This window comes from Pseudonocardia tropica, assembly GCF_040105315.1.
Taxonomy (GTDB): domain Bacteria; phylum Actinomycetota; class Actinomycetes; order Mycobacteriales; family Pseudonocardiaceae; genus Pseudonocardia; species Pseudonocardia alni.
Window position 1 is genome coordinate 1 of sequence record NZ_JBEDNP010000027.1, and the last position, 21,824, is coordinate 21,824.

The following is a 21,824-nucleotide window of genomic DNA, read 5'->3' on the forward strand; positions in this document are numbered from 1 at the left end:
TCGTGGTGGTCCTTCCTGGAGTTCCTTGGTCGGTACTCGAGAAAGATCACGCGGTGGCCGTCTCACGTCACGACGCCACGCCGCTCACCAGCGACGAACCCGTACACCACCTCCGCGGACGTAACCCCCGGCGCCCGCCGGCTCGGAATGCCGCACCGGTGCGTGACAGCGCTCCAGCGCCACGCAGCTAGGTCAACGCCCGCACCAGGCGCGGATCAACTCGTGTTCGCGACACGAACCGGATCCGAGATGGATGCCCACAATGTGCGGCGCGCCTTCCGACGCGTCGCTGCCGGCGCCGGCCTCAACGCCACCGAATGGACCCCGCGGGAGATGCGACACAGCTTCGTCTCGCTGCTCTCGGACTCCGGCATGCCCCTCGAACACATCTCGCGACTCGTCGGGCACAGCGGCACCGCCATCACCGAAGCCGTCTACCGCCAGCAGCTCCGGCCGGTACTCGAGCACGGTGCGACCGCGATGGACCACATCTTCCCTGTCGCCGACTCCTAAGCGGCAGTCACCACGACTTCGCCGCTGCGCTCGGACCCGAGAGCGACGATGCCGGCTTGATGGCTCTCTCGAACGATAGACACTCAGTTAGTCACTCAGCCCTCGCACTACCGCCGACCAAGATCACGGAAGCACCAGCACGGAACGGTCCGGTGATCACGACAAAGCGGCGAAGCCGCAGGTTGAACGAAGAAAGGCCGGTACCCGACGTCCTCGGATACCGGCCCCCGGCCTGTCGGGACGACAGGATTTGAACCTGCGACCCCTTGACCCCCAGTCAAGTGCGCTACCAAGCTGCGCCACGTCCCGGCCACCCCTCCCGGGGCACGTAGAACCTTACCGTACCCACGGCAGCACCCCGCCGGGGGTGTCGTCCGTGGCGTCGACGCTGCGGACCAGCGCGACGGCCTCCAGCTGCGACCCGACGTCGAGCTTCGCGAGCACCGCTCTGACCTGGGTGCGGACCGTCGGGAGCGACACGACGAAGTGCTCGGCGATGGCGTGCGCCCGCACCCCGCCGGCGAGCAGTTCGAGGACCTCCCGCTCGCGGCGGGTCAGGGTCGCGATGCGTTCGCGGACGGCGCGCTGGCGGCGGTCCCACTCGACGTAGCGCTGCACGAGCTCGTCGCGGTGGGTGGCGTTCAGCAGCGACCGCCCGACGCGGGCCTCCCGGATCGCGACGACCAGTGCGGGCATCGAGGCCGTCTTCGACACCCAGGTGAAGCCGCCCTGGTGCAGGGCCGCGCCGATCCGGGTGGGGCTGGAGCTGCCCGAGAGCACGAGAACCCGCCACCCCTGGGCGCGCAGCCCCGGGATGAGCGGGATGGTGTCGATCCGGCGGCCCTCGGCGTCGCGGCCGAGGTCCAGGTCGAGGACCAGCAGCCCGGGCTCGACCCCGGCGACGGCGCGGTGCACGTCGACGTGCGAGTGCGCGGGGCGGAACGAGGCCGGTTCGCCCTCCGCGCGCAGGGCCAGCGCCAGCGACGACCCGACGAGTTCGTGGTCGTCGATGATCAGCACCGTCCCGAGCGGCGCGACCGCCACCGGGCGGGGGTGTGACACCCGCCCGCCCCCCACTCGGGCGGGTGTCACGTCAGGGCTCCCAGCGTGAGCAGGCCACGCCCCAGGAGCGCGGTCCGGCGGTCGAGCGCCGCGACCTCGTTCTCGTACTCCATCGGCCGCGAGCGGAGCTCCCAGAGCTCGAGGGCCTGCCGCCAGGCGACGTCGCGGGCCAGCACGACCGGCACGTCGGCGACGCAGCCGAGCAGCTGCTCGGACAGCGAGACCTCGCAGGGGTCCGTCCCGTCGAACCCGTCGAGCAGGCGGACCATGTGCAGGGAGAACACGTCGTTCACGGCCCGGTAGTCGGCCCGCTCGGCCGGGCCGGGGGCACGGCGCCCGAGGACCGTGCAGGTCCGCACGACCGCGGGCGCCAGGTCGAAGTTGACGTGCGCGTTCACCCCGACCACCGCGTACTCCACCGGGGAGATCCGTTCGTGGTGGCGGCGCTCCAGCAGCACCCCCCAGGACCGCGGTGGGGTCCCCCCGGTCGCCTCGGCGTGCAGGGCCCGGAAGTAGCGGCGGGCGAACTCGACGTCGAGCCGGACCAGGAAGTCCCGGTCGGCGAACAGGTCGTCGTCGAGCTGGTCGCGGATGCCGCGGGTGATGCGCAGGTAGAGCCGGTTGAACGAGGCGACGCCGTCGCCGGGGCCGTACTCGCACTCGAGGATCTCCTGGAGGTGCTCCAGGTGCGCGACGACGCCGTCGATCGTCTCCGGTGGGGTCGCGACCAGCGCCGCGACGCGCGCCCGGCCGGCCGGGGCGGTGCCCTCACCGGAGGGCGTCTCGATGGTGGCCGTCATCGTCTGCCTCCGCATCGCTCGATCCGGTGATCAGCCTGGTCGAGCGTGCCCGGTGACGGTATAGGGCGAATGACCTAGATGTCGGTGCGGTGCTCGCGGAGGACGGCCGCGGCGCTGGTGCGGTTGGTGACGTCGAGCTTGGCGAAGACCGAGGCGAGGTGGGCGCCGACCGTCTTCGGGGTGATGAACAGCCGGGCCGCGATCTGCTTGTTGGTGGCGCCGTCGGCGAGGACCTCCAGCACCTCCCGCTCCCGGTCGGTGAGCCGGGCCAGCGGACCGTCCACGGCGGCCGGGGCACGACCGTCCGCCGCGCCCGCGGCGAGCTCGGGCACCTCGATCCGGGCCCGGTGGGCGACCTCGGCGATCTCGGTCAGCAGCGGACCGGCCCGCAGGCCCGCGGCGAGCTCGGCGGCGCGGCGCAGGTCCGCGGTGCCGTCCTCGGTGCGCCGGCCCGCCAGGAGGGCCTCGGCGCTGCGCAGCCGGGCGTAGGAGCCCGGGTAGGGCTGGCCGAGGCCGTCGAGCAGGTCGGCGACGCCCCGCCAGGTGCCCGGGTCGGCCCCGGCGGTGATCCGGGCGTCCTCGGCGGAGCACATGGCCTCGTAGCTCGCGATCACCCCGCGCAGCGCGGGGGCGGATCGGTCCCCGCGGTCGACGAGGTCGCGCCGGTGGCGGCGCAGCCGCCGCAGCCCGCTGGCGTCGGGGGGACGTCCGGCGAGGACGGCCTGGGCGTGCGCGCGGGCGCCGTGCCACAGCAGCGGCGCGACCGCGAAGACGTCGTCGATGCCGGACTCGACGATGTCGAGCCCCTTACCGACGTGGGCGAACGCCAGCTCCGGGTTGCCCCGCCACATCTCCAGTCCGGCGCGCAGGATCAGCAGCGGCAGCCGCTGTTTGGGCAGACCCGTCGACCCGGCGACGAGCTCGGCGGCGGTGAGGTCGACGTCGGAGCCGTCGAGGTCGCCCCGGCCCATCCGCAGCCGGGCGCGGGCCAGGCGCAGCTCCAGCATCTGCGCCCCGGACGGGGCGGCCGACCACGCCGTCGCCACCTCCCGCTCGGCCTCGTCCCAGGCACCGGCGCGGAACAGCCCGTTCGCCGCCACCACCCGCAGCGACACCGACGCGGTCCGGCCCAGCCCCAGCCCGGCCATCCGCTCGGCACCCGCCCGGGCCGCGGCGACGCCGTCGTCGAGGGCGTTGAGCGGGCCGGTCAGCAGCTCCGCGCGCCGGGCCAGGCACTCCCCCAGCGTCTCCGGGTCGCCGTCGGCCTCGGCGACGGCGACGGCCTCGGTCAGCGCGTCGAGCCCGGCGGCGCCGTCGCGGGAGTGCGCGGCACCGAACCCGAGGGTCGCCAGCACCGACGCCAGTGCCCGCGGCTCCCCCACCCGGCGCGCCGCGACCAGTGCGTCCTCGGCGACGGCGCGGGCGCCGGCGTAGTCGGCCCGGTCGAGCAGCGCGGCCGCGTACCCGGCGAGGACCTCGGCGCGGGCGGCGACGGCGGCGTCGGCGGGGTCGTCGCCTGCGGGCAGGGTGGCGACGGCGCGCCGGTAGGCCTCCTCGGCCTCGGCCAGCTGACCCGCCGCGCCGAGGTAGCGCCCGAGCCGGGACCGCAGCACCGCCTGCTCGGTGCCGGGGGGCGCGTCGGGTTCGCCGAGCCGTTCGGCCAGCAGCGCCACGGCCGAGCCGTGGTCGCCCGCCAGGGCCGCGGCGGCCGCGGCGTGCTCCAGGTAGCGGCTGCGGTCGTGGACGGCGGCGGGGACCGGCAGCGTCGCCGCGCGCAGCCAGTGCCGGTGCGCCTCGGCGTAGCCGCGCAGCCGTTCGGCCTCCTGCGCGGCGTCGAGGGTCGCCTCCAGCGCCTCGTCCGGGCGCCCGGCGAGCTGCCAGTGGTGCGCGAGGCGGGCCGCCGACCCGGGGACGCGGTGGCCGCCGTGCAGCGCGGTGGCGTAGCGGCCGTGCAGCTCGACCCGCTCGGCGGGGAGCAGGTCCGCGGAGACGACCTCGGTCATCAGGCCGTGTCGCAGCGTGTAGCCGTCGGCACCGGCGACGACGACGAACCCGGCGTCGGCCGCCTCCCGCACGGCCGCGGCCAGCTCCGGACCGTCGACGTCGACGACGGCGGCCAGCAGCGTGTGCTCGACCTCCCCTACCCCGGCCGCCACGGCCCGCACGACCTCCACCGCCCCCACCGACAGCCCGGCGGCGCCCGCCCGCACCAGCTCGCGGACGGTCTGCGGCACGCCGCGCGGGTCGCCGTCGAGCACGGCACGGACGGTCTCGCGGGCGAGGAACACGTTTCCGCCGGAGTGGCGCCACACCAGGTCCTCGACGTCGTGGCGTTCCGGCGCCCACTGCGCGACCAGCTCGGCCAGCTCGTGCCGGGGCAGCGGCTCCACCCGGGCGAAGCGCACGCCGCGGTGCCGGCGCAGCTCCCCGGTGAGCCCGAGCAGGTCGATCGGGACGCCACCGGCCGGGTCGTCGCGGTAGGTGCCGACCAGCAGCACCGGCGACGACGACAGCGCCGCCAGCAGATAGGCGAACAGGTCGCGGGTGGAGCGGTCGGCGCGGTGCAGGTCGTCGACGACGAGCACCACCGGTGCCCGGCGGGCCGCCCGCTCGACGACGGCGGCGAGCTCGCCCAGCATCTCGACCCGCCCGGCCGGCCCGTCGGCGCGGTCCAGCCGGGACAACGCGGCCGCGCACTCCCGGCCCAGCGCGCCGCGGGTGCGGGACTGCTCGCGCAGCGCGGACACGACCGGCCAGAACGGCGGGGCGTCGGCGATGTCCAGCGCGCGGCCGGACAGCACGACCGCGCCGCCGCTGTTCGCGGTGCGGGCGAACTCCGACACCAGCCGGGTCTTGCCGACCCCCGCGTCGCCGCCGAGGAGCACGGCCGAGGTCCCGCCGGCGACGGCGTCACGCAGCGCGACGGCGAGCAGGTCCAGCTCCGCGACCCGGCCGTGGAAGACCTCGGCCGGTGTCTCCCTCACGCCCGGCCACGATAGTGACGGTGTCGTCACTGTTCCAGGGGTCCCGCGGCGACGGTGCGCCGGGCGAGCAGGATCGACAGCCAGGCGTGGATGCGGGCGTCGGGCTCACAGCCCCGGCCGTCCCACGGATGCAGCAGGTCGGCGTACCAGGAGGCCTCGGTGCGGGCGTCGGCGACGAGCTCGTCGCCGCCGCACAGGGCCAGCGCCACCTCGCAGGCGGCACGCACCCGCCACACCCAGAGCCGCTCCAACACCGTCACCTCGACACCGTCACGCCCGGGCACTCGTCGGGGCGGCGCCGGTGGTTACAGGCACGGCCTCACGATCCGGAGACCTCGATCACGACCTTCCCGACGGCCCCGCCGGACCGTAGGTGCGCGACGGCGTCCGGGGCGTCGTCGAGGGACACCACCCGGTCGACGGTGGCACGCACCCGGCCGTCGCCGACCAGGCCGAGGACCGGCGTCAGCGCGGCGGCGACGGCGGCCCGCTCGTCGGCGGTGCGGACGCTGAAGGTGGTGCCGATCAGGCGGAGCCTGCGGAAGGACAGGGTGTCGAGGTCCAGCGTCGCCGACGGCCCGGCGAGCCGGCCGATCTGCACGACGGTCCCGCCGATCCGCACGGCGGGCAGGGCGGCGGCCAGGTGGTCGCCGCCGACGAGGTCCAGCACGACGTCGACGGGGCCGTCGAGGTCACCCAGCGCGTCGACCCCGACGAGCGGGGTCGCCCCGGCGTCGACCAGCGCGTCGCGCTTGGCGGACGAGGTCGTCGTCGCGAGGACCGTCGAGGCCCCCAGCGCGGCGGCCAACCGGATCGCGACCTGGCCGACCCCGGTGCTGCCCCCGAGCACGAGGACGGCGCCGCCGTCGGCGCCGAACCCGGCCTGGGTGACCAGCGCGTCGTGCGCGGTCTCCAGTGCGACCGGCAGCGCGGCGGCGTCGGTCCAAGTGAGCCCGGACGGGACGGGCAGGGCGCGGCGGGCGTCGACGACGGCGTACTCGGCGAACGCGGCGGGCGCGGACGCGAACACCCGGTCCCCCGGCCCGCGCCCGGGGGCGCCGGTGACGCCCGGACCGGCGGCGACGATCTCACCGGCGAGCTCCATCCCCGCGGTGAAGGAGCCGTCGTGGTCGGCGTGCGGGACGGGATAGCCGCCGCCCAGCGCGAGCAGGTCGGCCCGGTTCACCCCGGCCGCCCGGACCCGCACGAGCAGCTCCCCCGGGCCCGGGACCGGGGTGTCGATCTCGTCGACCTCCCAGGTCCGGGCACCGGGACGGCCGCGCAGGGCCCGCATCACTTCCTCCGGGGGCGCTTCTCGCGGACCCGGACCGAGACGCGGATCGGCGTGCCGCCGAACCCGAACTCCTCGCGCAGCCGCCGCTCGACGAAGCGCCGGTAGCCCGCCTCGAGGAACCCGCTGGTGAACAGCACGAACGTCGGCGGCCGGGTCTGGGCCTGCGTCGCGAACATGATCTTCGGCTGCTTACCGCCGCGCACCGGCGGCGGGGTCGCGGCGACGAGGTCGTTGAGCCACTGGTTGAGCCGCCCGGTCGGCACCCGGGTGTCCCAGGACTCCAGCGCGCGGTTCAGCGCGGGCGCGATCCGCTGGGTCGACCGCCCGGTCAGCGCGGAGACGTTGACCCGCTCCGCCCAGCGCACGCTGATCAGGTCGCGCTCCAGCTCCCGGGTGAGCTGGTGGCGGCGCTCCTCGTCGACCTTGTCCCACTTGTTGAACAGGATGACCAGGGCGCGCCCGGACTCCACCACCATCGTCAGGACCCGCTGGTCCTGCTCGGCGATCGGCTCGGAGGCGTCGATCAGCACCAGTGCGACCTCGGCGGACTCGATCGCGGAGCTGGTCCGCAGCGAGGCGTAGTACTCCATGCCCGAGGCCATCTTGACCCGCTTGCGCAGGCCGGCGGTGTCGACGAAGCGGAACACCTGGCCGTCGAGCTCGACCAGGGAGTCGACCGGGTCGACGGTGGTGCCCGCGACGTCGTGGACGACCGACCGCTCCTCGCCCGCCAGCTTGTTCAGCAGGCTGGACTTGCCGACGTTCGGCTTGCCGACCAGCGCGACGCGGCGCGGGCCGCCCCCGGAGGCGCCGAAGTCGTCACGCGGGGTCTCGGGGAGGATCTCCAGGATCGCGTCGAGCAGGTCGCCGGAGCCGCGGCCGTGCAGCCCGGACACCGGGTGCGGCTCACCGAGGCCCAGCCGCCACAGGTCGGCGGTGTCGGAGGTGAGCCGGTCGTCGTCGACCTTGGTGGCGCACAGCATCACCGGCACGTCGGCGCGGCGCAGGACGCGAGCCACGGCCTGGTCGGTCGCGGTGGCGCCGACCGAGGCGTCGACGACGAGCAGCACCGCGTCGGCGATCCGCATCGCCGTCTCGGCCTGGCGGGCGACGAAGCCCTGCAGGCCGGCGGCGTCGGGCTCCCAGCCGCCGGTGTCCATCAGCTTGAACCGGCGGCCGTTCCACAGCGCGTCGTAGACCACACGGTCGCGGGTCACGCCCGGCACGTCCTGCACGACCGCCTCGCGACGGCCCAGCATCCGGTTGACCAGGGTGGACTTGCCGACGTTCGGACGGCCGACGACGGCCAGGGTGGGGGTCGCCAGGATCTCGTCGGGGTCGATCCCCGCGGTGACGACACCGTCCTCGTCGACGGCGACGAACTCGGCCGGGTCCAGCCCGAGCCGGTCCATCTCGGCCCGGTCGGCCGCGTCACCGATCTCGACGCCGCTGTTGTACACCCCGCCGAGGCTCGTTCCGCGTTCGCTGCTCTCGCTCACTGCTCTCTCACGTCCCCGGCCGCGTCGGGCCGTGTCACTTGCCTGTGTTCGTTGTCCAGTTCGCGGACCAGTGTCCGCAGGGCCTCCGTGACCTCGGTGGTCGCGGCGGCCAGGCCGTCCCGTCCCGGCGCCGTCGGCGCCGGTAGCGGGTCGCCGACCAGCACGTCCACCCGGGGGCGGAAGCGGCGGGGCGACCCCGCCGGGCGGTGGGTGCCGCGCACCGCCACCGGCAGCAGCGGCGCCTGTGCCGAGCGGGCCAGCCACGTCGCCCCCTGGCGGGCCGCGCCGACCTCGCCGGCGCCGCGGGTGCCCTCCGGGAACACGGCGACCATGCCGCCGTCGCGCAGCACGCCCAGCGCGGTCGTCAGCGGCCGCCGGTCGACGACGTCACGCCGCACCGGCACCTGTCCCAACCACCGCAGCAGCGTCCCCACGATCCCGGAGAACATCTCCGCCTTCACCAGGAACACCACGCGGCGCCCGAACATGCCGAACAGCAGCGGTCCGTCGACGAACGCGCTGTGGTTCGCGACGAGTACCACCGGACCGGTCGGCGGGATCCGCTCCGGGTGCCGGACCCGCACCCGGTAGAACGGGACCCACAGCCAGGAGCCGGTCCAGCGGCCGAGGTCGTGCAGCCAGCCGAGACCGTCCTCCGGCAGCGCACGCGCCGGGCTCACCCGTCCAGCCCCCGCGCGGCCACGAGCTCGCGCAGCTTCGCCAGCACGGCGTCCGCCGACAGGTGGTCGGTGTCGAGCACCAGGGCGTCCGCCGCCGCGTAGAGCGGGGAGACCCGCCGCGACGAGTCGAGCCGGTCCCGCCGTTCGACGTCGGCCAGGGTGACGTGCAGGTCGGCCTTGCGGCCCGCCTTCTCGTCCTGCCGCCCGCGCCGCGCTGCGCGGACCTCCGGCGACGCCGTCAGGTAGACCTTGAGCGGCGCGTCCGGCACCACCACGGTACCGATGTCGCGCCCCTCGACGACCATCCCGCCGCCGCTCTCGACGGCCGCGCGGATCAGGGCGTGCTGGCGGGCGACCATCTCCGCCCGGACCCGCGGCACCGCGGAGACGGCCGAGACGAACCCGGTCACCTCGGGGCCGCGGATCGGGCCGGAGACGTCCTCGCCGTCCAGGGTGATCGTCGGGGCGGCCGGGTCGGTGCCCGACTCCAGACGGGCCCCGACGGCGGCGCGGGCGATCTCGTCCTCCGCCGCACCCTCGCCCAGACCGGCGCGCAGCGCGGCCAGCGTCGCGGCGCGGTACATCGCCCCGGTGTCCAGATAGGCCGCCGAGCAGGCCTGCGCCAGCCGTCGGGAGACGGTCGACTTGCCCGTCCCGGACGGACCGTCCATCGCGACGACGCCCCGCAAGGCCACCTTGTTCCCCCACCGTGTTCGAGTTGCTGCGTCCGGCATTGTCGCCGGTGCGCCCCCGCCACGACGGGGCGGGGTGTCCTACTGGGGCAGATCGGTGCGCAGCGCCCGCGCCCCGTGCAGGTAGACGTGCCGCATCGCCGAGCGCGGCTTCGGGGTGTCGACGTGGGCGAGCAGCCGCAGCACCCGCGGCAGCGCGCCGGGCACCGACATCTCGGTGGCGCACATCAGCGGCACGTCGGTCAGCCCGAGCAGCCGCGCCGCGTACGCCGGGAACTCCGCGGTGAGGTCCGGGGTGGCGGTGAACCAGATCGAGATGATGTCGTCGGACACCAGCTCGTTGCGCTCCAGCACCGCGGTGACCAGCTCGGCGGAGCGGTCGAGGATCTCCTGGCGGTCGTCGGCGTCGACCTGGGTCGCGCCCCGCAGGGCCCGCACGGCCATCAGAGACCCACCGCCTTGTACAGGGAGCCCACCTCGACGCGGTCGAGGGGACGCAGCTTGCCGGGACGCTGGTTGCCCAGGGCCACGGTCCCGACGTGGGTCCGGACCAGGCGCTGCACCGGGTGGCCGACCTCGTCGAGCATCCGCCGCACGATGTGCTTGCGGCCCTCGTGCAGGACCAGCTGCACGGTGGCGCGACCCGGGACGGCGTCGACGAGCTTGAACGAGTCGACGCGGGCGATGCCGTCCTCCAGCTCGATGCCGTCGCGCAGCCGTCGCCCGAGGTCGCGGGCGATCTTGCCCTCGATCTCGGCGAGGTAGGTCTTGGGCACCTCGTAGGACGGGTGCATCAGCCGGTGGCCGAGCTCGCCGTCGTTGGTGAGCAGCAGCAGTCCCTCGGTCTCGGCGTCGAGCCGGCCGACGTGGAACAGCCGCTGCGCGGTGTTCATGATCTCGACGCGGTCGGCGAGCAGGTCGCCGATGCACGGCCTGCCCAGGTCGTCGGACATCGTCGAGTGCAGCCCGAACGGCTTGTTCAGCGCCAGGTAGACCTGGTCGTCGCGCAGGGTGATCCGGGCGCCGTCGACGTGGACGACCGCGGTGTCCGGGTCGATCCGGCGGCCCTGCTCGCGGACGGTCTCGCCGTCGACCTGCACGCGTCCCTGCGCGATGAGGTCCTCGGCCGCGCGCCGGGAGGCGACGCCCGCGCGGGCCAGCACCTTCTGGAGCCGGACGCCGTCGGGGTCGTGTGTGTTGCTCATGGTGCCTAGCTTTCCAGGTCGTCGATCGCGTCGATGTCGGGCAGCAGCGGTGCCAGCGGGGGCAGCTCGGCCACGGAGGAGATCCCGAGCCGTTCGAGGAACAGCTCGGTCGTCCGGAACAGTGTCCCCCCTGTCTGATCCTCGGTGCCGGCCTCCTCCACCAGGCCGCGGGTGAGCAGGGTGCGCAGCACGCCGTCGCAGTTCACGCCGCGGACCGCGGAGACCCGCGCGCGGGTGACCGGCTGGCGGTACGCGACGACGGCGAGGGTCTCCAGCGCGGCCCGGGTCAGCCGGGCGCGCTGGCCGTCCATCAGCATCTTCTCGACGTAGGGGGCGTAGCGGTCGCGGGTGTAGAACCGCCAGCCCTCCCCCGCGCGGCGCAGGTCGATGCCGCGCCGGTCGGCGGTGTAGGCCAGCGACATCCGGTGCAGCGTCTGTCGGATCCGCGACGGCGTCTGGTGCAGCGCCGTGGCCAGGGACGGCTCGTCGACGGGGGCGTCGACGACGAGCAGCAGCGCCTCCAGGGCGTGCTCGAGCTCGGTGTCGTCGGCGAGCTCGAGGAACTCGGGCTCCTCGGGTTCCTGGTCGTCCTGGGTTCCGGGTTCCTCTGTTCCGGGTTCCCTTGTTCCGGGTTCCTCGGCTCGGGGTTCCTCGGCTCGCGGGTCCTCGGGTCCGAGGGCCTTCGGCCCGGCCGTGTCCTCCGGACCGGCTGCGGTCCACGGCCCGGCTGCGTTCGCCGGCCCGGTCGCGTTCTCCGGCACTGCCGCGTTCTCCGGCACTGCCGCGTTCTCCGGCCAGGCTGCGGCTCCGGTCGCCCCGGTCCTCCCGGCTGCCGGGACGACCGCCGTGTCACCAGCCCCCGGCTCGGGGTGCTCGGCCGCCGGGTCGAGGTGGCCGGAGTCGCGCCCGCCGGCGCGCCCGGACCGGTCGTCCTGGGCGTCGAGCGTTGCGGACGCGTCGCCGCGAGCACCGTTTCGCAACGCTCGATCGTCGGTCGACGTGTCCGAGGTGACGGCATCGCCGGCGGCGGGGTCCCCGGACAGGTCGAGATGCACGTTCCCGCCCTCGGCAGGGCCGGAACGCGCGTCTCGATCGCCCGGTGCCACAGGTGTGGTGGTGGCGGGCGGGGTGGGCTCGGGCTTCTCCGGGATGTGCGACCCGGGTGCTCCGGTGGCCGCAGGCGCGGGGGCGGCAGGCCCGGAGACCGCCGGCTCGGTGCCCGCGAGCTCGGCCGCCACCGGCTCGGCGTCGGCTGCGGGCGCCGCGACGGCAGTGGGCTCGGCACCGTTGGCGCATTCGGCACCGTTGTCGGCGCGATCGGCAGCGGCGCGATCGGCAGCGGCGCGATCGGCAGCGGCGCGATCGGCAGCGGCGCGATCGGCAGCGGCGCGATCGGCAGCGGCGAACGCCTCGGCGTCCTGGGCGGGCTCCGCGGTGCGGGCGGGCCCGGCCTCGGCGTTGGTCGGGTCCTCGTCGGCTGGGGCGGGCGGAGCCTCCGGCTCCGGGGCGGCTCGGTCCTCCGCACCCTGCGCGACCTGCGGCGACGCAGTGGCGTGCGGGCTGCGCGGCACCGTGCGGCCGATGAGGCGCAGCAGCTCGGACGGGTCCTCCGGGTCGTCGGAGCCCGGCCGGTCGTCCGGCTCAGTCACCGGTGGTTCCGGTCCCTTCGTCGTCGGGTTCGGGACGGAGCACGTCCGGCGTGGCGCCCGGACCGTCGAGGTCAGCGTCCAGGTCCCGATCGAGGTCCGCGTCCGGGCCGGCCAGGTCGGTGTCGGGAGTCTCCGGGTCCGGTCCGGAGTCGGACGGGGGATCGGACTCGGAAGGGGAGCCGGAGCCGGACGCGACCGGGTCGTCGACGCGGTTCTTCTTCCGGCGGCGCCGGTTGCGTGCCCGCACCGCCTCCTCGGCGGCCGCGGCCTCGTCCTCCAGCGCGGCGGCGTAGGCGACCGGGTCGTCGTCGCGGTCCGCGGTCCAGGTGACCGTCAGGTCGGCGAACGCCTCCGGCTGCTCCAGAGCCACCGAGCGCTCCCGGTACAGCTCCAGCAGCGCCATGAACCGGGCGATGACCTCCAACGTCGCGACGCAGTCGGCGGTCAGGTCGGCGAAGGTGGCCGTCCCGGCGAGCGCGAGCCGCTCTCGCAGGATCGCGGCGTGCTCGGGCACCGACACGTGCACCGCGTGCAGGTGGTCGACGCCGACCTCGTCGGGCGGGCGGGGCCGGAACACCGCGGCGGCGAGCTCGGCGAAGGCCTGCGCGTCGACGCCGAGCAGCACCTCGGGCAGCAGGTCGGCGTAGCGGTCCTCGATCGCGACCGAGCGCGGGAAGCGGCGCATCGCGCCCTTCTCCAGCTCGACGAACAGCGCCGCGGCCTCCTTGTAGGCGCGGTACTGCAGCAGCCGGGCGAACAGCAGGTCACGGGCCTCGAGCAGGGCGAGGTCGTCCTCGTCGTCGACCTCGGCGCCGGGCACGAGCCGCGCGGCCTTCAGGTCGAGCAGGGTCGCCGCGACGACCAGGAACTCGGTGATCTCGTCGAGGTCGGCGTCGTCGCCGAGGTCGGTGAGATGGGCGATGAAGTCGTCGGTGACCTTGTGCAGGGCCATCTCGGTGAGGTCGAGCTCGTGCTTGCCGATCAGCTGCAGCAGCAGATCGAACGGGCCCTCGAAGTTGTACAGCCGGACGGTGAAGCGCCGGGTCCGCGGCGCGGCGACGTCGTTGTCGTCGAGACCGTCGCCCAGACCTTCGGGAGCGCCGTCGGCGAGCAGCGTCACCGGGCGATGACCTCGCGGGCGAGCATCCGGTAGGCCTCCGCGGCGTACGACGTGGGCGCCCACGTGGTGATCGGCTCCCCGGCGACCGTGGTCTCCGGGAACTTGATCGTCCGGTTGATGACGGCGTCGAACACCTTGTCCCCGAACGCCTCCACCACGCGGTCGTGGACCTCGCGGGTGTGCAGCGTGCGGGTGTCGAACATCGTCGGGAGCACGCCGAGCAGGCTCAGGTCCGGGTTGAGCCGCTCGGTGACCTTGTCGATGGTGTCCATCAGCAGCGCCACGCCGCGCAGCGAGAAGAACTCACACGCCAGCGGGATGAGGACCTCGTCGGCGCAGGCGAGCGCATTGATCGTGAGCAGGCCCAGGGACGGCTGGCAGTCGATGAGGACGACGTCGTAGTCGGGCAGGAACCGCTTGAGGGCGCGGCCGAGTGCCTGCTCCCGGCCGACCTCGGTGACGAGCTGCACCTCGGCCGCCGACAGGTCGATGTTCGACGGCAGCAGGTCCAGGTTCTCGACGCCGGTGTCCTGGAGGACCTCGTCGGCCTCGACGCCGCGCTCCATCAGCAGGTTGTAGACGGTGGACTCGAGCTGGTGGGGCTGCACGCCGAGGCCCACCGACAGCGCACCCTGCGGGTCGAAGTCGACGAGCAGGACCTTGCGGCCGTACTCGGCGAGCGCGGCCCCGAGGTTGATCGTCGACGTCGTCTTCCCGACGCCGCCCTTCTGGTTCGCCACCGCGATCACGCGGGCCGGGCCGTGCACCGACAGCGGTGCGGGCTCGGGAGCGCGCGCGCTGGTGGTCTGGGTGCCTCGCCCGTGATCCGGCGCCGGCTCGTCGCTCGGGTCGTCGAGCCTGCCCTGGGCCTCCGGCCGCGTCGGGTTCATGCGGTCTCCGGTCTCGTCGCGGGTACCGTGCCGGGTCTCGGGTCCCGGTCAGGGCCTGAGACCGCACTGCAGGAGATGTCCCCACGTGCGGCGACGTCCCTGTCGGGCCACGTCGCGGTATGGATTTCCGGGTCACCCTACCTGCGGGCGGGCGCCGTCCGGCCGACGGTGCGCCCCGGCGTGTCGCGCCTCAACGGGCGGGCAGGACCGAGACCCCACCCGCGCTGCTCTTCGCCGTGATCCGGTGGTCGGCACCGGGCTGGTCGGGGACCCCGACCTCGGTCGACCCCGCGGAGGTCTCGGCGGTCACCTCGTAGGCCGGACCCACCGGGACCCGGACCTCGACGCCGCCGGCGCTGGACTCCGCGGTCACGTCCGCGGCCGCCGCGGCGAAGGTCAGCTCGACCGCGCCGGCGCTGGACCTCGCCCGCACGTCGCCCGGTCCGGCACCGGTGGCGCGGACCTCGCCCGCCGACGACGTCAGGTCCAGCGCCCCGGTCAGGCCCTGGACCTCGATGCCGCCCGCACGCAGGTCGACCAGCGCCGAGGACGCGGCGGGCGCGGTCACGACGAGACCGGCCTGGCAGCGGTCGCCGCCCTGGTCCGGGCAGCGGACGGTGACCCGCAGGACGCCGCCGTCGACCTTCTGCTCCACCTGCGGGCGGGCGTCGCCGGTCCACCGCAGGTCCTGCTCGACCGACGCCTTCTCCCCCGCCACGAGGCGCAGCGCCCCGGCGTCGGAGTCGACCTCGACCCGGGTGACCGCCCCGTCGACGGGCTCGTTCACCGCCTGCTGCTGCTCCTGCCCGGCGGCGACACCACCGCACCCGGCCAGGACGAGTCCCGCCACGACCGCCGTCACCCACTCGGTACCGCATGGGCCCCGGAACGTAGTCGTTCACCGTCCCCCGCCGGTCGCCGCCCCCGTCGGCGAGCCGGAGTGCGTGGCGGATCTCGGCGACGACCCGCCCGGGTGCGGTGTCGAGGTCGTGCATCAGCCGCCGTTCGGCACCGGATCCGGCCCGGTCCCCCGCCGCACCGTCACCCCGGCGATCACCGGGGCGGCGTCGAGGATCCCGTGCCACCAGGCCGCGGCCGGCCCGTGCAGCACCGCGTGCGGACCCGCCCAGAACGACACCGCGCGCAGCCGGGCCTCGGGGCCGTACGGGTGCGTCCGGTCGTGGTGGACTCCGGGCAGCGGGGTCCACCAGTGGCGCGCTGCGACCCGCCGGTACACCGACCGGGCCGGAACCGGACCCCTCCGTCGCGAACGCGAACGCGTGATCACCCCCGGGCGCGGGGGTGCGCGGTGGCGTAGACCTCACGCAGCGTGTCGACGGTGACGTGGGTGTAGATCTGCGTGGTCGCGACGCTCGCGTGCCCGAGCAGCTCCTGCACCACCCGGACGTCGGCGCCGCCGGAGAGCAGGTGGGTGGCGAAGCAGTGCCGCAGGGTGTGCGGGGAGACCGCGGCGACGACGTCGCCGGGCAGACCGGACGCCTCGGCGGCGGCGCGCAGGACGTGCCAGGCGCTCTGCCGGGACAGCCGGTTGCCGCGGGCGTTGAGCAGCAGCGCCGGGCTGCCCGGGCCACGTCCGGCGAGGTCGGGCCGGGCCCGGACCCGGTAGGCGTCGACGGCGGCCAGCGCGGGGCGCCCGACCGGCACGATCCGCTGCTTGTTCCCCTTGCCGTGCAGCAGGATCGTCCGCGCGTCCGGGTCCAGGTCGTCCAGGTCGGCGCCGACGACCTCGGAGATCCGGGCGCCGGTGGAGTACAGCAGCTCCAGCAGGGCCCGGTCGCGCAGCCCGACCGGGCCGTCGGACACGCAGCCGGCGAGGAGCTGGTCGACCTGGTCGACCGACAGCGCGGACGGCAGCCGCGAGCCCAGCGCGGGCGGCGCCACCCCGGCCGCGACGTCGGTCGGGGTCAGCCCCTCGTGCAGCGCGAACCGGTGCAGCCCGCGCACCGCGGCCAGCGCCCGCGCCGCCGAGGACGCGGCCAGCGGGCGCTCGCCCGTGCGCAGCGCCGTGACGAACGCGGCGACGTCGGCCTCGACCACCTGGGTCAGCTCCGCACGTCCCAGGTGGTCGAGGTGGTCGAGGTAGCGCCCGAGGTCGAGCCGGTAGGAACGCAGTGTGTTCTGCGCCCGCCCCCGCTCGACGGCCAGGTGGTCGAGGTAGTCCTCGGCCACCCGGCGCACGGTCGGCACCGGTCAGTCCCGCAGGGCCGGGACGACCTCGCGCTCGAACAGCTCGATGCCCGACCGGTCGTAGGCGGCCTCGGGGAAGTAGAAGATGCCGTAGCCCATGCCGACGGCCTGCAGCGCGGAGAGCTTCTCCACGATCTGCTCCGGGGTCCCGACGCCGGGCATCCCGCGGAACGCACCCAGCGCGCCCTGGGCCTTCTCCGCGCCGACGATCGGCTCGAGCCGGGCGACGAGCGAGGCCAGGCGCTCCTCGACCTCGGCCTCGGTGTGCCCGATCGCGACGTTGTAGTTGGCCGAGCGGACGATGGCGTCGTAGTCGGTGCCGACGTCGCGGCAGTGGTCGGCCAGCAGTGCCGACTTGTGCCGGAAGCCGTCGAAGGTGCCGTCGAAGTTGGTGTACTGCGCGTACTTCGCGGCGATCCTCAGGGTGACCTTCTCGCCGCCGCCGGCGATCCACAGCGGGATGCCGCCGTCCTGGAGCGGGCGGGGCGCGACGATGGCGTCGTCGACGGTGTAGTGCTTCCCGTGCAGGGTGGCCCGGCCCTCCCGCCAGGCCTGGGCGAAGATCTGCACGCCCTCGTCGAGCATGCCGAGCCGCTCGCCGGGCCGGGGGAAGCCGTAGCCGTAGGCGCGCCACTCGTGCTCGTACCAGCCGCCGCCGATGCCCATCTCGACGCGGCCCTTGGAGATGACGTCGGTGGTGGCGGCGACCTTCGCCAGGTACGCGGGGTTGCGGTAGGCCATGCAGGTGCACATCTGGCCGAGCCGCACCCGCTCGGTCGTCGCGGCGAAGGCGGCCATCAGGCTCCACGCCTCGTGGCAGGCCTCGTCGGTGGGCGCGGGGACGGTGTGGAAGTGGTCGTAGACCCAGACCGACTCCCACACGTCGCCGCGGTCGGCGTGCTCGGCGAGGCCGCGCATCACGTCCCACTGGGCGGCGGGGTCGATGCCGACGAGGTCGAGGCGCCAGCCCTGGGGCACGAAGAGTCCGAAACGCATGTGCCGAGCCTAGGACGGCCGTCGCGGGGCGGCCCGTGAGGGCGGTCCGCACGGTGGTCGGCCCCGGACCGGGCACATCGGCCCGTGACCGGGCTCTGACCTGCGCCTACCGTACTCGTCACCAGCCGAGAGGAGACCGGGACGAGGGGTGGGTCGGTACGGACGGCTACACCCTGGCCGGGGTCCGGCGGGAGCACACCCGGTACTCGTGGTGGAGCGTGGCGGTACAGGGTTCGGGCAGGTGCCGGACCTGAGCCGGTTCCTGCTCGGCTCGACACCCGGATCCGGCATGCACTTCTGGGGACGAGCTCCTCGCGTTCACCCTCGGGGCGGTGCTCCTGGACCTGGTCCCGATCGGCGTCGGGATCGTCGGCTGCGGGGACGGCCGGACACCTCGCTGCCGGCCCGTCGGACCGGCTTCGGCCACGGCGGCGCTCCGCGTCGACCTCGCCGACCCGGACGACGCCTCGCCCTGCATCCGGCGTGTCGCAGCGTGCTGCACCACGGCTGAACGCGGCTACGGTCGGGGTATGAGCGCGGACCCGATCGGCTACGCCGAGCAGGAGGAGACGGTGCGGGCGCTGTCCCGCCACTACACGGGCGGGGCGCTGGACGTCGACGCGTTCGACGCCCGGGTGCGCCGGGCCCGGGCGGCGACGACGCGGGCGGAGCTGGCGGCCCTGTTCACCGACCTGCCCGAGCCGCATCCGGCGGCGCTCACCGGGGCGGGGACGGACCCGTCCGTGGCCGGCGACGGCCCGAGCGGTGGTCCCGCCGGTGCGGATCCCGCGACCACCGGTCCCACGGCCACCGGTCCCACCACCGGTCCCACGGTCACCGGTCCGAGCGCCGCGGATCCCGCCGCCGCGGGTCCGGCCACCACCGGCGCGACCGCGCGCTCCGGTACGTCCACCGGCACCGGCTCCGCGGGCGCCCACGACGACGGGCACAGCGCTGACACCGAGCGCACCGCTCGCTTCGCCGTCCCCGGCCCGACCCGGGCCACCCCGTACCCGGATCCGTCGGGGCACCCCGCGGCGGGCCCCTACCCGGACCCGTCGCCGACGACCGCGGGTCCCCGCCCGCCGTGGCCGGCACCCGGGGCGCCCGGGTACCCGGGCGCGGGGTACCCCGGCGGGACGTACCCGTCCGGGCCGTACCCGGACAGCGGCCCCGCGGGCATGTCCCCCGGCGGCGGGTTCCCGGGCGGGCCGGCGTGGGCCGCCGGTACGCCGGGCTGGGCCTCCGGGCAGCAGCACCCGGGCGCGGCCTACCCGCCGCACCCCGGGCCCCCCTCCTACGGCTCCTACGGCTACGACCCGTCCGCGCCGTACGGCCGCGAGCCCTACTCGGGGCTGCCGTACTCGGACAAGCAGAAGATCGTCGCGGGGCTCCTGCAGCTGTTCCTGCCGTTCGGGATCGGCCGGTTCTACTCGGGCCACACCGGTCTGGCCGTCGCGCAGCTGCTGGTCACGTTCCTGACCTTCGGGATCGGTGCGATCTGGTCGTTCGTCGACGGGATCGTGGTGCTCGCCGGGTCGCCCCGGGACCCGGAGGGACGCCCGCTGCGGCCCTAGCAACCGCCCGGCGCGGTCACTCGTCGCCGCGGCCCGCGGTCACCCGTCGGCGCGGCGGAGGATCACTCGTCGGCGCGGCGGGCGAAGCGGAACGGGCGGTCGGCCCACTCGGCGTCGACCGGGCGCGGGTCGAACTCCCCGGCCAGCACCGCGCGGGCCGCGAGCAGCCCGGCGCAGGACACCGCGTTGACGATCTCGCCGGAGAACACCATCCCGACGGCCTCGGCGATCGGGATCCAGCGCAGCTCCAGGTCGGCCTCCTCGTCGTCGCCCAGGTCGGGGCGGGGCTTCTCGACGAGGTCACGCGCCAGGAAGATGCGGACCGACTCGTCGGAGAACCCGGGCGAGGGCACGACGTCGAGCAGCACCGACCAGTCCGACGCCGACAGCCCGGCCTCCTCGGTCAGCTCCCGGTCGGCGGTGACCGCGGGGTCCTCCCCCGCCACGTCGAGCAGACCGGCGGGCAGCTCCCACAACCGTCGCCGGACGGCGTGGCGGTACTGGTGCAGCATCCGGACCCGCCCGGCCTCGTCCACCGCGACGACGGCGACCGCCCCCGGGTGCTCCAGGATCTCGCGGGTCGCGACCCGGCCGCCGGGCATGACGACGCGGTCCGACCGCAGCGCCATGACGCGGCCGGAGTAGATGTCGGTGGCCGAGCGGACCGGGAAGTCGTGCTCACCGGGGCGGGTCACCGGGTCACCGCCCGGCGGGTGCGCAGTTCGATCACCCGTCGGACAGTAGTCGCCGGGCCCGGCCCGTGCGGGGTGCGCGGGCCGTACGGGCCGCGTGCCGCGCCCGGCGGCAGGGCCCCGCACCGCCGTGCCGGACCGGGCCACCGGCGGCGGCCCGGTCCGGTCGGGGTCATCGGGCGGAGGTGCTCTCGGCCCGGGCCACGCCGTTGCCGCCCGCGCCGACGGCGACACTGTCGCCCTCGACCGTCTCGGCGTCGTCGGCGTCGGTGTTGTCCCGGCCGGGCAGGTGCACCGGCAGCCGGTCCTCGGCCCGGTAGCGCAGCGCCGCCTTGACGAACGCCGCGAACAGCGGGTGCGGCCGGGTCGGGCGGCTCTTGAGCTCGGGGTGCGCCTGGGTCCCGACGAAGAACGGGTGCTGCGACGACGGCAGCTCCACGAACTCCACCAGCGTCCCGTCCGGGGAGGTCCCGAACACCAGGCCCGCCTCGGTGAGCTGCTGCCGGTAGGCGTTGTTGACCTCGAAGCGGTGCCGGTGCCGCTCGGAGATCTCGCGCGACCCGTACGCCTTCGCCGCGACCGAGCCGGGCTGCAGCACCGCCGGGTAGGCACCCAGGCGCATGGTGCCGCCCATGTCCCGCTCGCCCGCGACGACGTCGCGCTGGGTCGCCATCGTCGAGATCACCGGGTGCGCGGTCCCCGGGTCGAACTCGGTCGAGCTGGCGCCCTCCAGGCCGGCGACGCTGCGCGCGGTCTCGATCACCATGCACTGCAGGCCCAGGCACAGCCCCAGGGTGGGGATCCGCCGGGTGCGGGCGTGGGTGATCGCGCCGAGCTTGCCCTCGATGCCGCGGATGCCGAAGCCGCCGGGGACGAGAACCCCGTCGACGCCGTCGAGCGCCTCGGCCGCACCGGCCGGGGTCTCGCACGAGTCCGAGGGCACCCAGCGGATCGCGACCTTCGCGTGGTGGGCGAAGCCGCCGGCCCGCAGCGCCTCGGTGACCGAGAGGTAGGCGTCGGGCAGGTCGACGTACTTGCCGACCAGCGCGATCGTCGCGGTCTCCCGCGGGTGGTGGACGCGGTCGAGCAGGTCGCCCCACACGGTCCAGTCGACGTCGCGGAACGGCAGCCCGAGCCGGCGCACGACGTAGGCGTCGAGGCCCTCGCCGTGCAGCACCTTCGGGATGTCGTAGATCGACGGGGCGTCCGGGCACGCGGCGACGCCGTCGAGCTCGATGTCGCACATCAGCGAGATCTTGCGCTTCATGCCCTCGGGGATCTCCCGGTCGGCGCGCAGGACCACCGCGTCGGGCTGGATGCCGATGTTGCGCAGCGCCGCGACGGAGTGCTGGGTCGGCTTGGTCTTCAGCTCGCCCGACGGCGCCAGGTACGGCACCAGCGACACGTGCAGGAAGAAGCAGTTGTCCCGGCCGACCTCGTGGCGGACCTGGCGGGCGGCCTCGACGAACGGCAGCGACTCGATGTCGCCGATGGTGCCGCCGACCTCGGTGATGACGACGTCGGGGGCCAGGCCCTCGGCGTCGGGCTCGGCCATCGCGAGGACGCGGTCCTTGATCTCGTTGGTGATGTGCGGGATGACCTGGACGGTGTCACCGAGGTACTCGCCGCGGCGCTCCTTGGCGATGACCTCGGAGTAGACCTGGCCGGTGGTGACGTTGGCCCGCCCGGCGAGGTCGCGGTCCAGGAACCGCTCGTAGTGGCCGACGTCGAGGTCGGTCTCGGCACCGTCCTCGGTGACGAACACCTCGCCGTGCTGGAACGGGTTCATCGTCCCGGGGTCGACGTTCAGGTAGGGGTCGAGCTTCTGCATGGTGACGCGAAGCCCGCGCGCGGTGAGCAACTGACCGAGACTGGAGGCGGTCAGGCCCTTACCCAGCGAGGACGCGACCCCACCGGTGACGAACAGATGACGGGTGGCGCGAGTCTGCACGGAGTTTCAGCC

General features: G+C 74.9%; 20 protein-coding genes, 1 tRNA gene and 1 pseudogene. 2 read left to right on the forward strand and 20 right to left on the reverse strand.

The genetic code is table 11. The features are described 5' to 3' along the window. Positions 1 to 147 precede the first annotated feature (147 nt). Positions 148 to 513 carry a tyrosine-type recombinase/integrase gene (locus tag WHI96_RS25700; RefSeq protein ID WP_345645392.1) on the forward strand — a complete coding sequence of 122 codons (366 nt, stop codon included), beginning with the start codon at positions 148 to 150 and terminating at the stop codon, positions 511 to 513. 235 nt (positions 514 to 748) lie between these two features. Here WHI96_RS25700 and WHI96_RS25705 read toward each other — a convergent pair. The 18 genes and pseudogenes from WHI96_RS25705 to WHI96_RS25790 all read right to left on the reverse strand — a co-directional run bounded on the left by WHI96_RS25705 (position 749) and on the right by WHI96_RS25790 (position 17,592). Next, positions 749 to 822: transfer RNA gene (locus tag WHI96_RS25705), tRNA-Pro, on the reverse strand. 27 nt (positions 823 to 849) lie between these two features. Next, on the reverse strand, positions 850 to 1,557 hold the full coding sequence (locus tag WHI96_RS25710; protein ID WP_345645386.1) for a LuxR C-terminal-related transcriptional regulator: 708 nt from the start codon (positions 1,555 to 1,557) through the stop codon (positions 850 to 852). A 44-nt stretch (positions 1,558 to 1,601) separates the two neighbouring features. After that, a complete protein-coding gene (locus WHI96_RS25715; protein WP_345645383.1) occupies positions 1,602 to 2,375 on the reverse strand; it encodes a DUF5995 family protein in 774 nt (257 codons plus the stop codon). A 74-nt stretch (positions 2,376 to 2,449) separates the two neighbouring features. Continuing rightward, positions 2,450 to 5,359, reverse strand: coding sequence for a helix-turn-helix transcriptional regulator (locus WHI96_RS25720; protein ID WP_345645380.1), 2,910 nt, complete (start codon positions 5,357 to 5,359; stop codon positions 2,450 to 2,452). A 26-nt stretch (positions 5,360 to 5,385) separates the two neighbouring features. Continuing rightward, the gene (locus WHI96_RS25725; RefSeq protein ID WP_345645377.1) at positions 5,386 to 5,619 is read right to left on the reverse strand and encodes a hypothetical protein; all 234 of its coding nucleotides are present in this window, start codon (positions 5,617 to 5,619) and stop codon (positions 5,386 to 5,388) included. 59 nt (positions 5,620 to 5,678) lie between these two features. Continuing rightward, positions 5,679 to 6,653, reverse strand: a complete 975-nt coding sequence (locus tag WHI96_RS25730) for a quinone oxidoreductase family protein (RefSeq protein WP_345645374.1) — start codon at positions 6,651 to 6,653, stop codon at positions 5,679 to 5,681. Continuing rightward, positions 6,653 to 8,065, reverse strand: a complete 1,413-nt coding sequence (gene der / locus WHI96_RS25735) for a ribosome biogenesis GTPase Der (protein ID WP_345645389.1) — start codon at positions 8,063 to 8,065, stop codon at positions 6,653 to 6,655. Before der ends, WHI96_RS25730 begins: the two co-directional genes overlap by 1 nt. A gap of 83 nt (positions 8,066 to 8,148) precedes the next feature. Continuing rightward, entirely contained in the window at positions 8,149 to 8,832 is a 684-nt protein-coding gene (locus WHI96_RS25740) for a lysophospholipid acyltransferase family protein (protein ID WP_345645371.1), read from the reverse strand. Beyond that, entirely contained in the window at positions 8,829 to 9,503 is a 675-nt protein-coding gene (cmk, locus tag WHI96_RS25745; protein WP_349302462.1) for a (d)CMP kinase, read from the reverse strand. Before cmk ends, WHI96_RS25740 begins: the two co-directional genes overlap by 4 nt. 102 nt (positions 9,504 to 9,605) lie before the next feature. Then, positions 9,606 to 9,968: a chorismate mutase gene (aroH, locus tag WHI96_RS25750; protein WP_345645366.1), complete on the reverse strand. Its 363-nt coding sequence runs from the start codon at positions 9,966 to 9,968 to the stop codon at positions 9,606 to 9,608. Then, positions 9,968 to 10,729 carry a pseudouridine synthase gene (locus tag WHI96_RS25755; RefSeq protein ID WP_345645363.1) on the reverse strand — a complete coding sequence of 254 codons (762 nt, stop codon included), beginning with the start codon at positions 10,727 to 10,729 and terminating at the stop codon, positions 9,968 to 9,970. The genes aroH and WHI96_RS25755 overlap by 1 nt, the downstream gene beginning before the upstream one ends. 5 nt (positions 10,730 to 10,734) lie before the next feature. Then, the gene (gene scpB / locus WHI96_RS27975) at positions 10,735 to 12,378 is read right to left on the reverse strand and encodes an SMC-Scp complex subunit ScpB (RefSeq protein WP_425571593.1); all 1,644 of its coding nucleotides are present in this window, start codon (positions 12,376 to 12,378) and stop codon (positions 10,735 to 10,737) included. 250 nt (positions 12,379 to 12,628) lie between these two features. Next, a pseudogene (locus tag WHI96_RS25765) lies at positions 12,629 to 13,492 on the reverse strand (segregation and condensation protein A); the annotation flags it as partial. A gap of 2 nt (positions 13,493 to 13,494) precedes the next feature. Then, on the reverse strand, positions 13,495 to 14,388 hold the full coding sequence (locus WHI96_RS25770) for a ParA family protein (protein ID WP_345645361.1): 894 nt from the start codon (positions 14,386 to 14,388) through the stop codon (positions 13,495 to 13,497). 190 nt (positions 14,389 to 14,578) lie between these two features. Next, a complete protein-coding gene (locus WHI96_RS25775; protein ID WP_345645358.1) occupies positions 14,579 to 15,238 on the reverse strand; it encodes a DUF4097 family beta strand repeat-containing protein in 660 nt (219 codons plus the stop codon). A gap of 144 nt (positions 15,239 to 15,382) precedes the next feature. Beyond that, the gene (locus tag WHI96_RS25780) at positions 15,383 to 15,625 is read right to left on the reverse strand and encodes a hypothetical protein (RefSeq protein WP_345645356.1); all 243 of its coding nucleotides are present in this window, start codon (positions 15,623 to 15,625) and stop codon (positions 15,383 to 15,385) included. A gap of 47 nt (positions 15,626 to 15,672) precedes the next feature. Continuing rightward, a complete protein-coding gene (locus WHI96_RS25785; protein ID WP_345645353.1) occupies positions 15,673 to 16,596 on the reverse strand; it encodes a site-specific tyrosine recombinase XerD in 924 nt (307 codons plus the stop codon). 3 nt (positions 16,597 to 16,599) lie between these two features. Continuing rightward, entirely contained in the window at positions 16,600 to 17,592 is a 993-nt protein-coding gene (locus tag WHI96_RS25790; protein ID WP_345645350.1) for an LLM class F420-dependent oxidoreductase, read from the reverse strand. Between the two features lie 530 nt (positions 17,593 to 18,122). On the opposite strand from WHI96_RS25790, the gene WHI96_RS25795 reads away from it, so the two are divergent. Continuing rightward, positions 18,123 to 19,169, forward strand: coding sequence for a DUF1707 domain-containing protein (locus tag WHI96_RS25795; RefSeq protein WP_345645347.1), 1,047 nt, complete (start codon positions 18,123 to 18,125; stop codon positions 19,167 to 19,169). A gap of 62 nt (positions 19,170 to 19,231) precedes the next feature. Here WHI96_RS25795 and WHI96_RS25800 read toward each other — a convergent pair whose 3' ends face one another. After that, complete coding sequence (locus WHI96_RS25800) at positions 19,232 to 19,864, reverse strand: NUDIX domain-containing protein (RefSeq protein WP_345645344.1); 633 nt, start codon at positions 19,862 to 19,864, stop codon at positions 19,232 to 19,234. 169 nt (positions 19,865 to 20,033) lie between these two features. Continuing rightward, the gene (gene pyrG / locus WHI96_RS25805) at positions 20,034 to 21,812 is read right to left on the reverse strand and encodes a CTP synthase (protein WP_345645341.1); all 1,779 of its coding nucleotides are present in this window, start codon (positions 21,810 to 21,812) and stop codon (positions 20,034 to 20,036) included. Positions 21,813 to 21,824: the final 12 nt, after the last annotated feature.

Coding starts and splice junctions, on each gene's coding strand:
- WHI96_RS25795 (WP_345645347.1), top strand. CDS start 18,123: ATGAGCGCGGACCCGATCGGCTACGCCGAGCAGGAGGAGACGGTGCGG.
- cmk (WP_349302462.1), bottom strand. CDS start 9,503: ATGGACGGTCCGTCCGGGACGGGCAAGTCGACCGTCTCCCGACGGCTG.
- WHI96_RS25700 (WP_345645392.1), top strand. CDS start 148: ATGCCGCACCGGTGCGTGACAGCGCTCCAGCGCCACGCAGCTAGGTCA.
- WHI96_RS25715 (WP_345645383.1), bottom strand. CDS start 2,375: ATGACGGCCACCATCGAGACGCCCTCCGGTGAGGGCACCGCCCCGGCC.
- WHI96_RS25790 (WP_345645350.1), bottom strand. CDS start 17,592: ATGCGTTTCGGACTCTTCGTGCCCCAGGGCTGGCGCCTCGACCTCGTC.
- WHI96_RS25755 (WP_345645363.1), bottom strand. CDS start 10,729: ATGAGCAACACACACGACCCCGACGGCGTCCGGCTCCAGAAGGTGCTG.
- WHI96_RS25730 (WP_345645374.1), bottom strand. CDS start 6,653: ATGCGGGCCCTGCGCGGCCGTCCCGGTGCCCGGACCTGGGAGGTCGAC.
- der (WP_345645389.1), bottom strand. CDS start 8,065: ATGGACCGGCTCGGGCTGGACCCGGCCGAGTTCGTCGCCGTCGACGAG.
- WHI96_RS25770 (WP_345645361.1), bottom strand. CDS start 14,388: ATGAACCCGACGCGGCCGGAGGCCCAGGGCAGGCTCGACGACCCGAGC.
- aroH (WP_345645366.1), bottom strand. CDS start 9,968: ATGGCCGTGCGGGCCCTGCGGGGCGCGACCCAGGTCGACGCCGACGAC.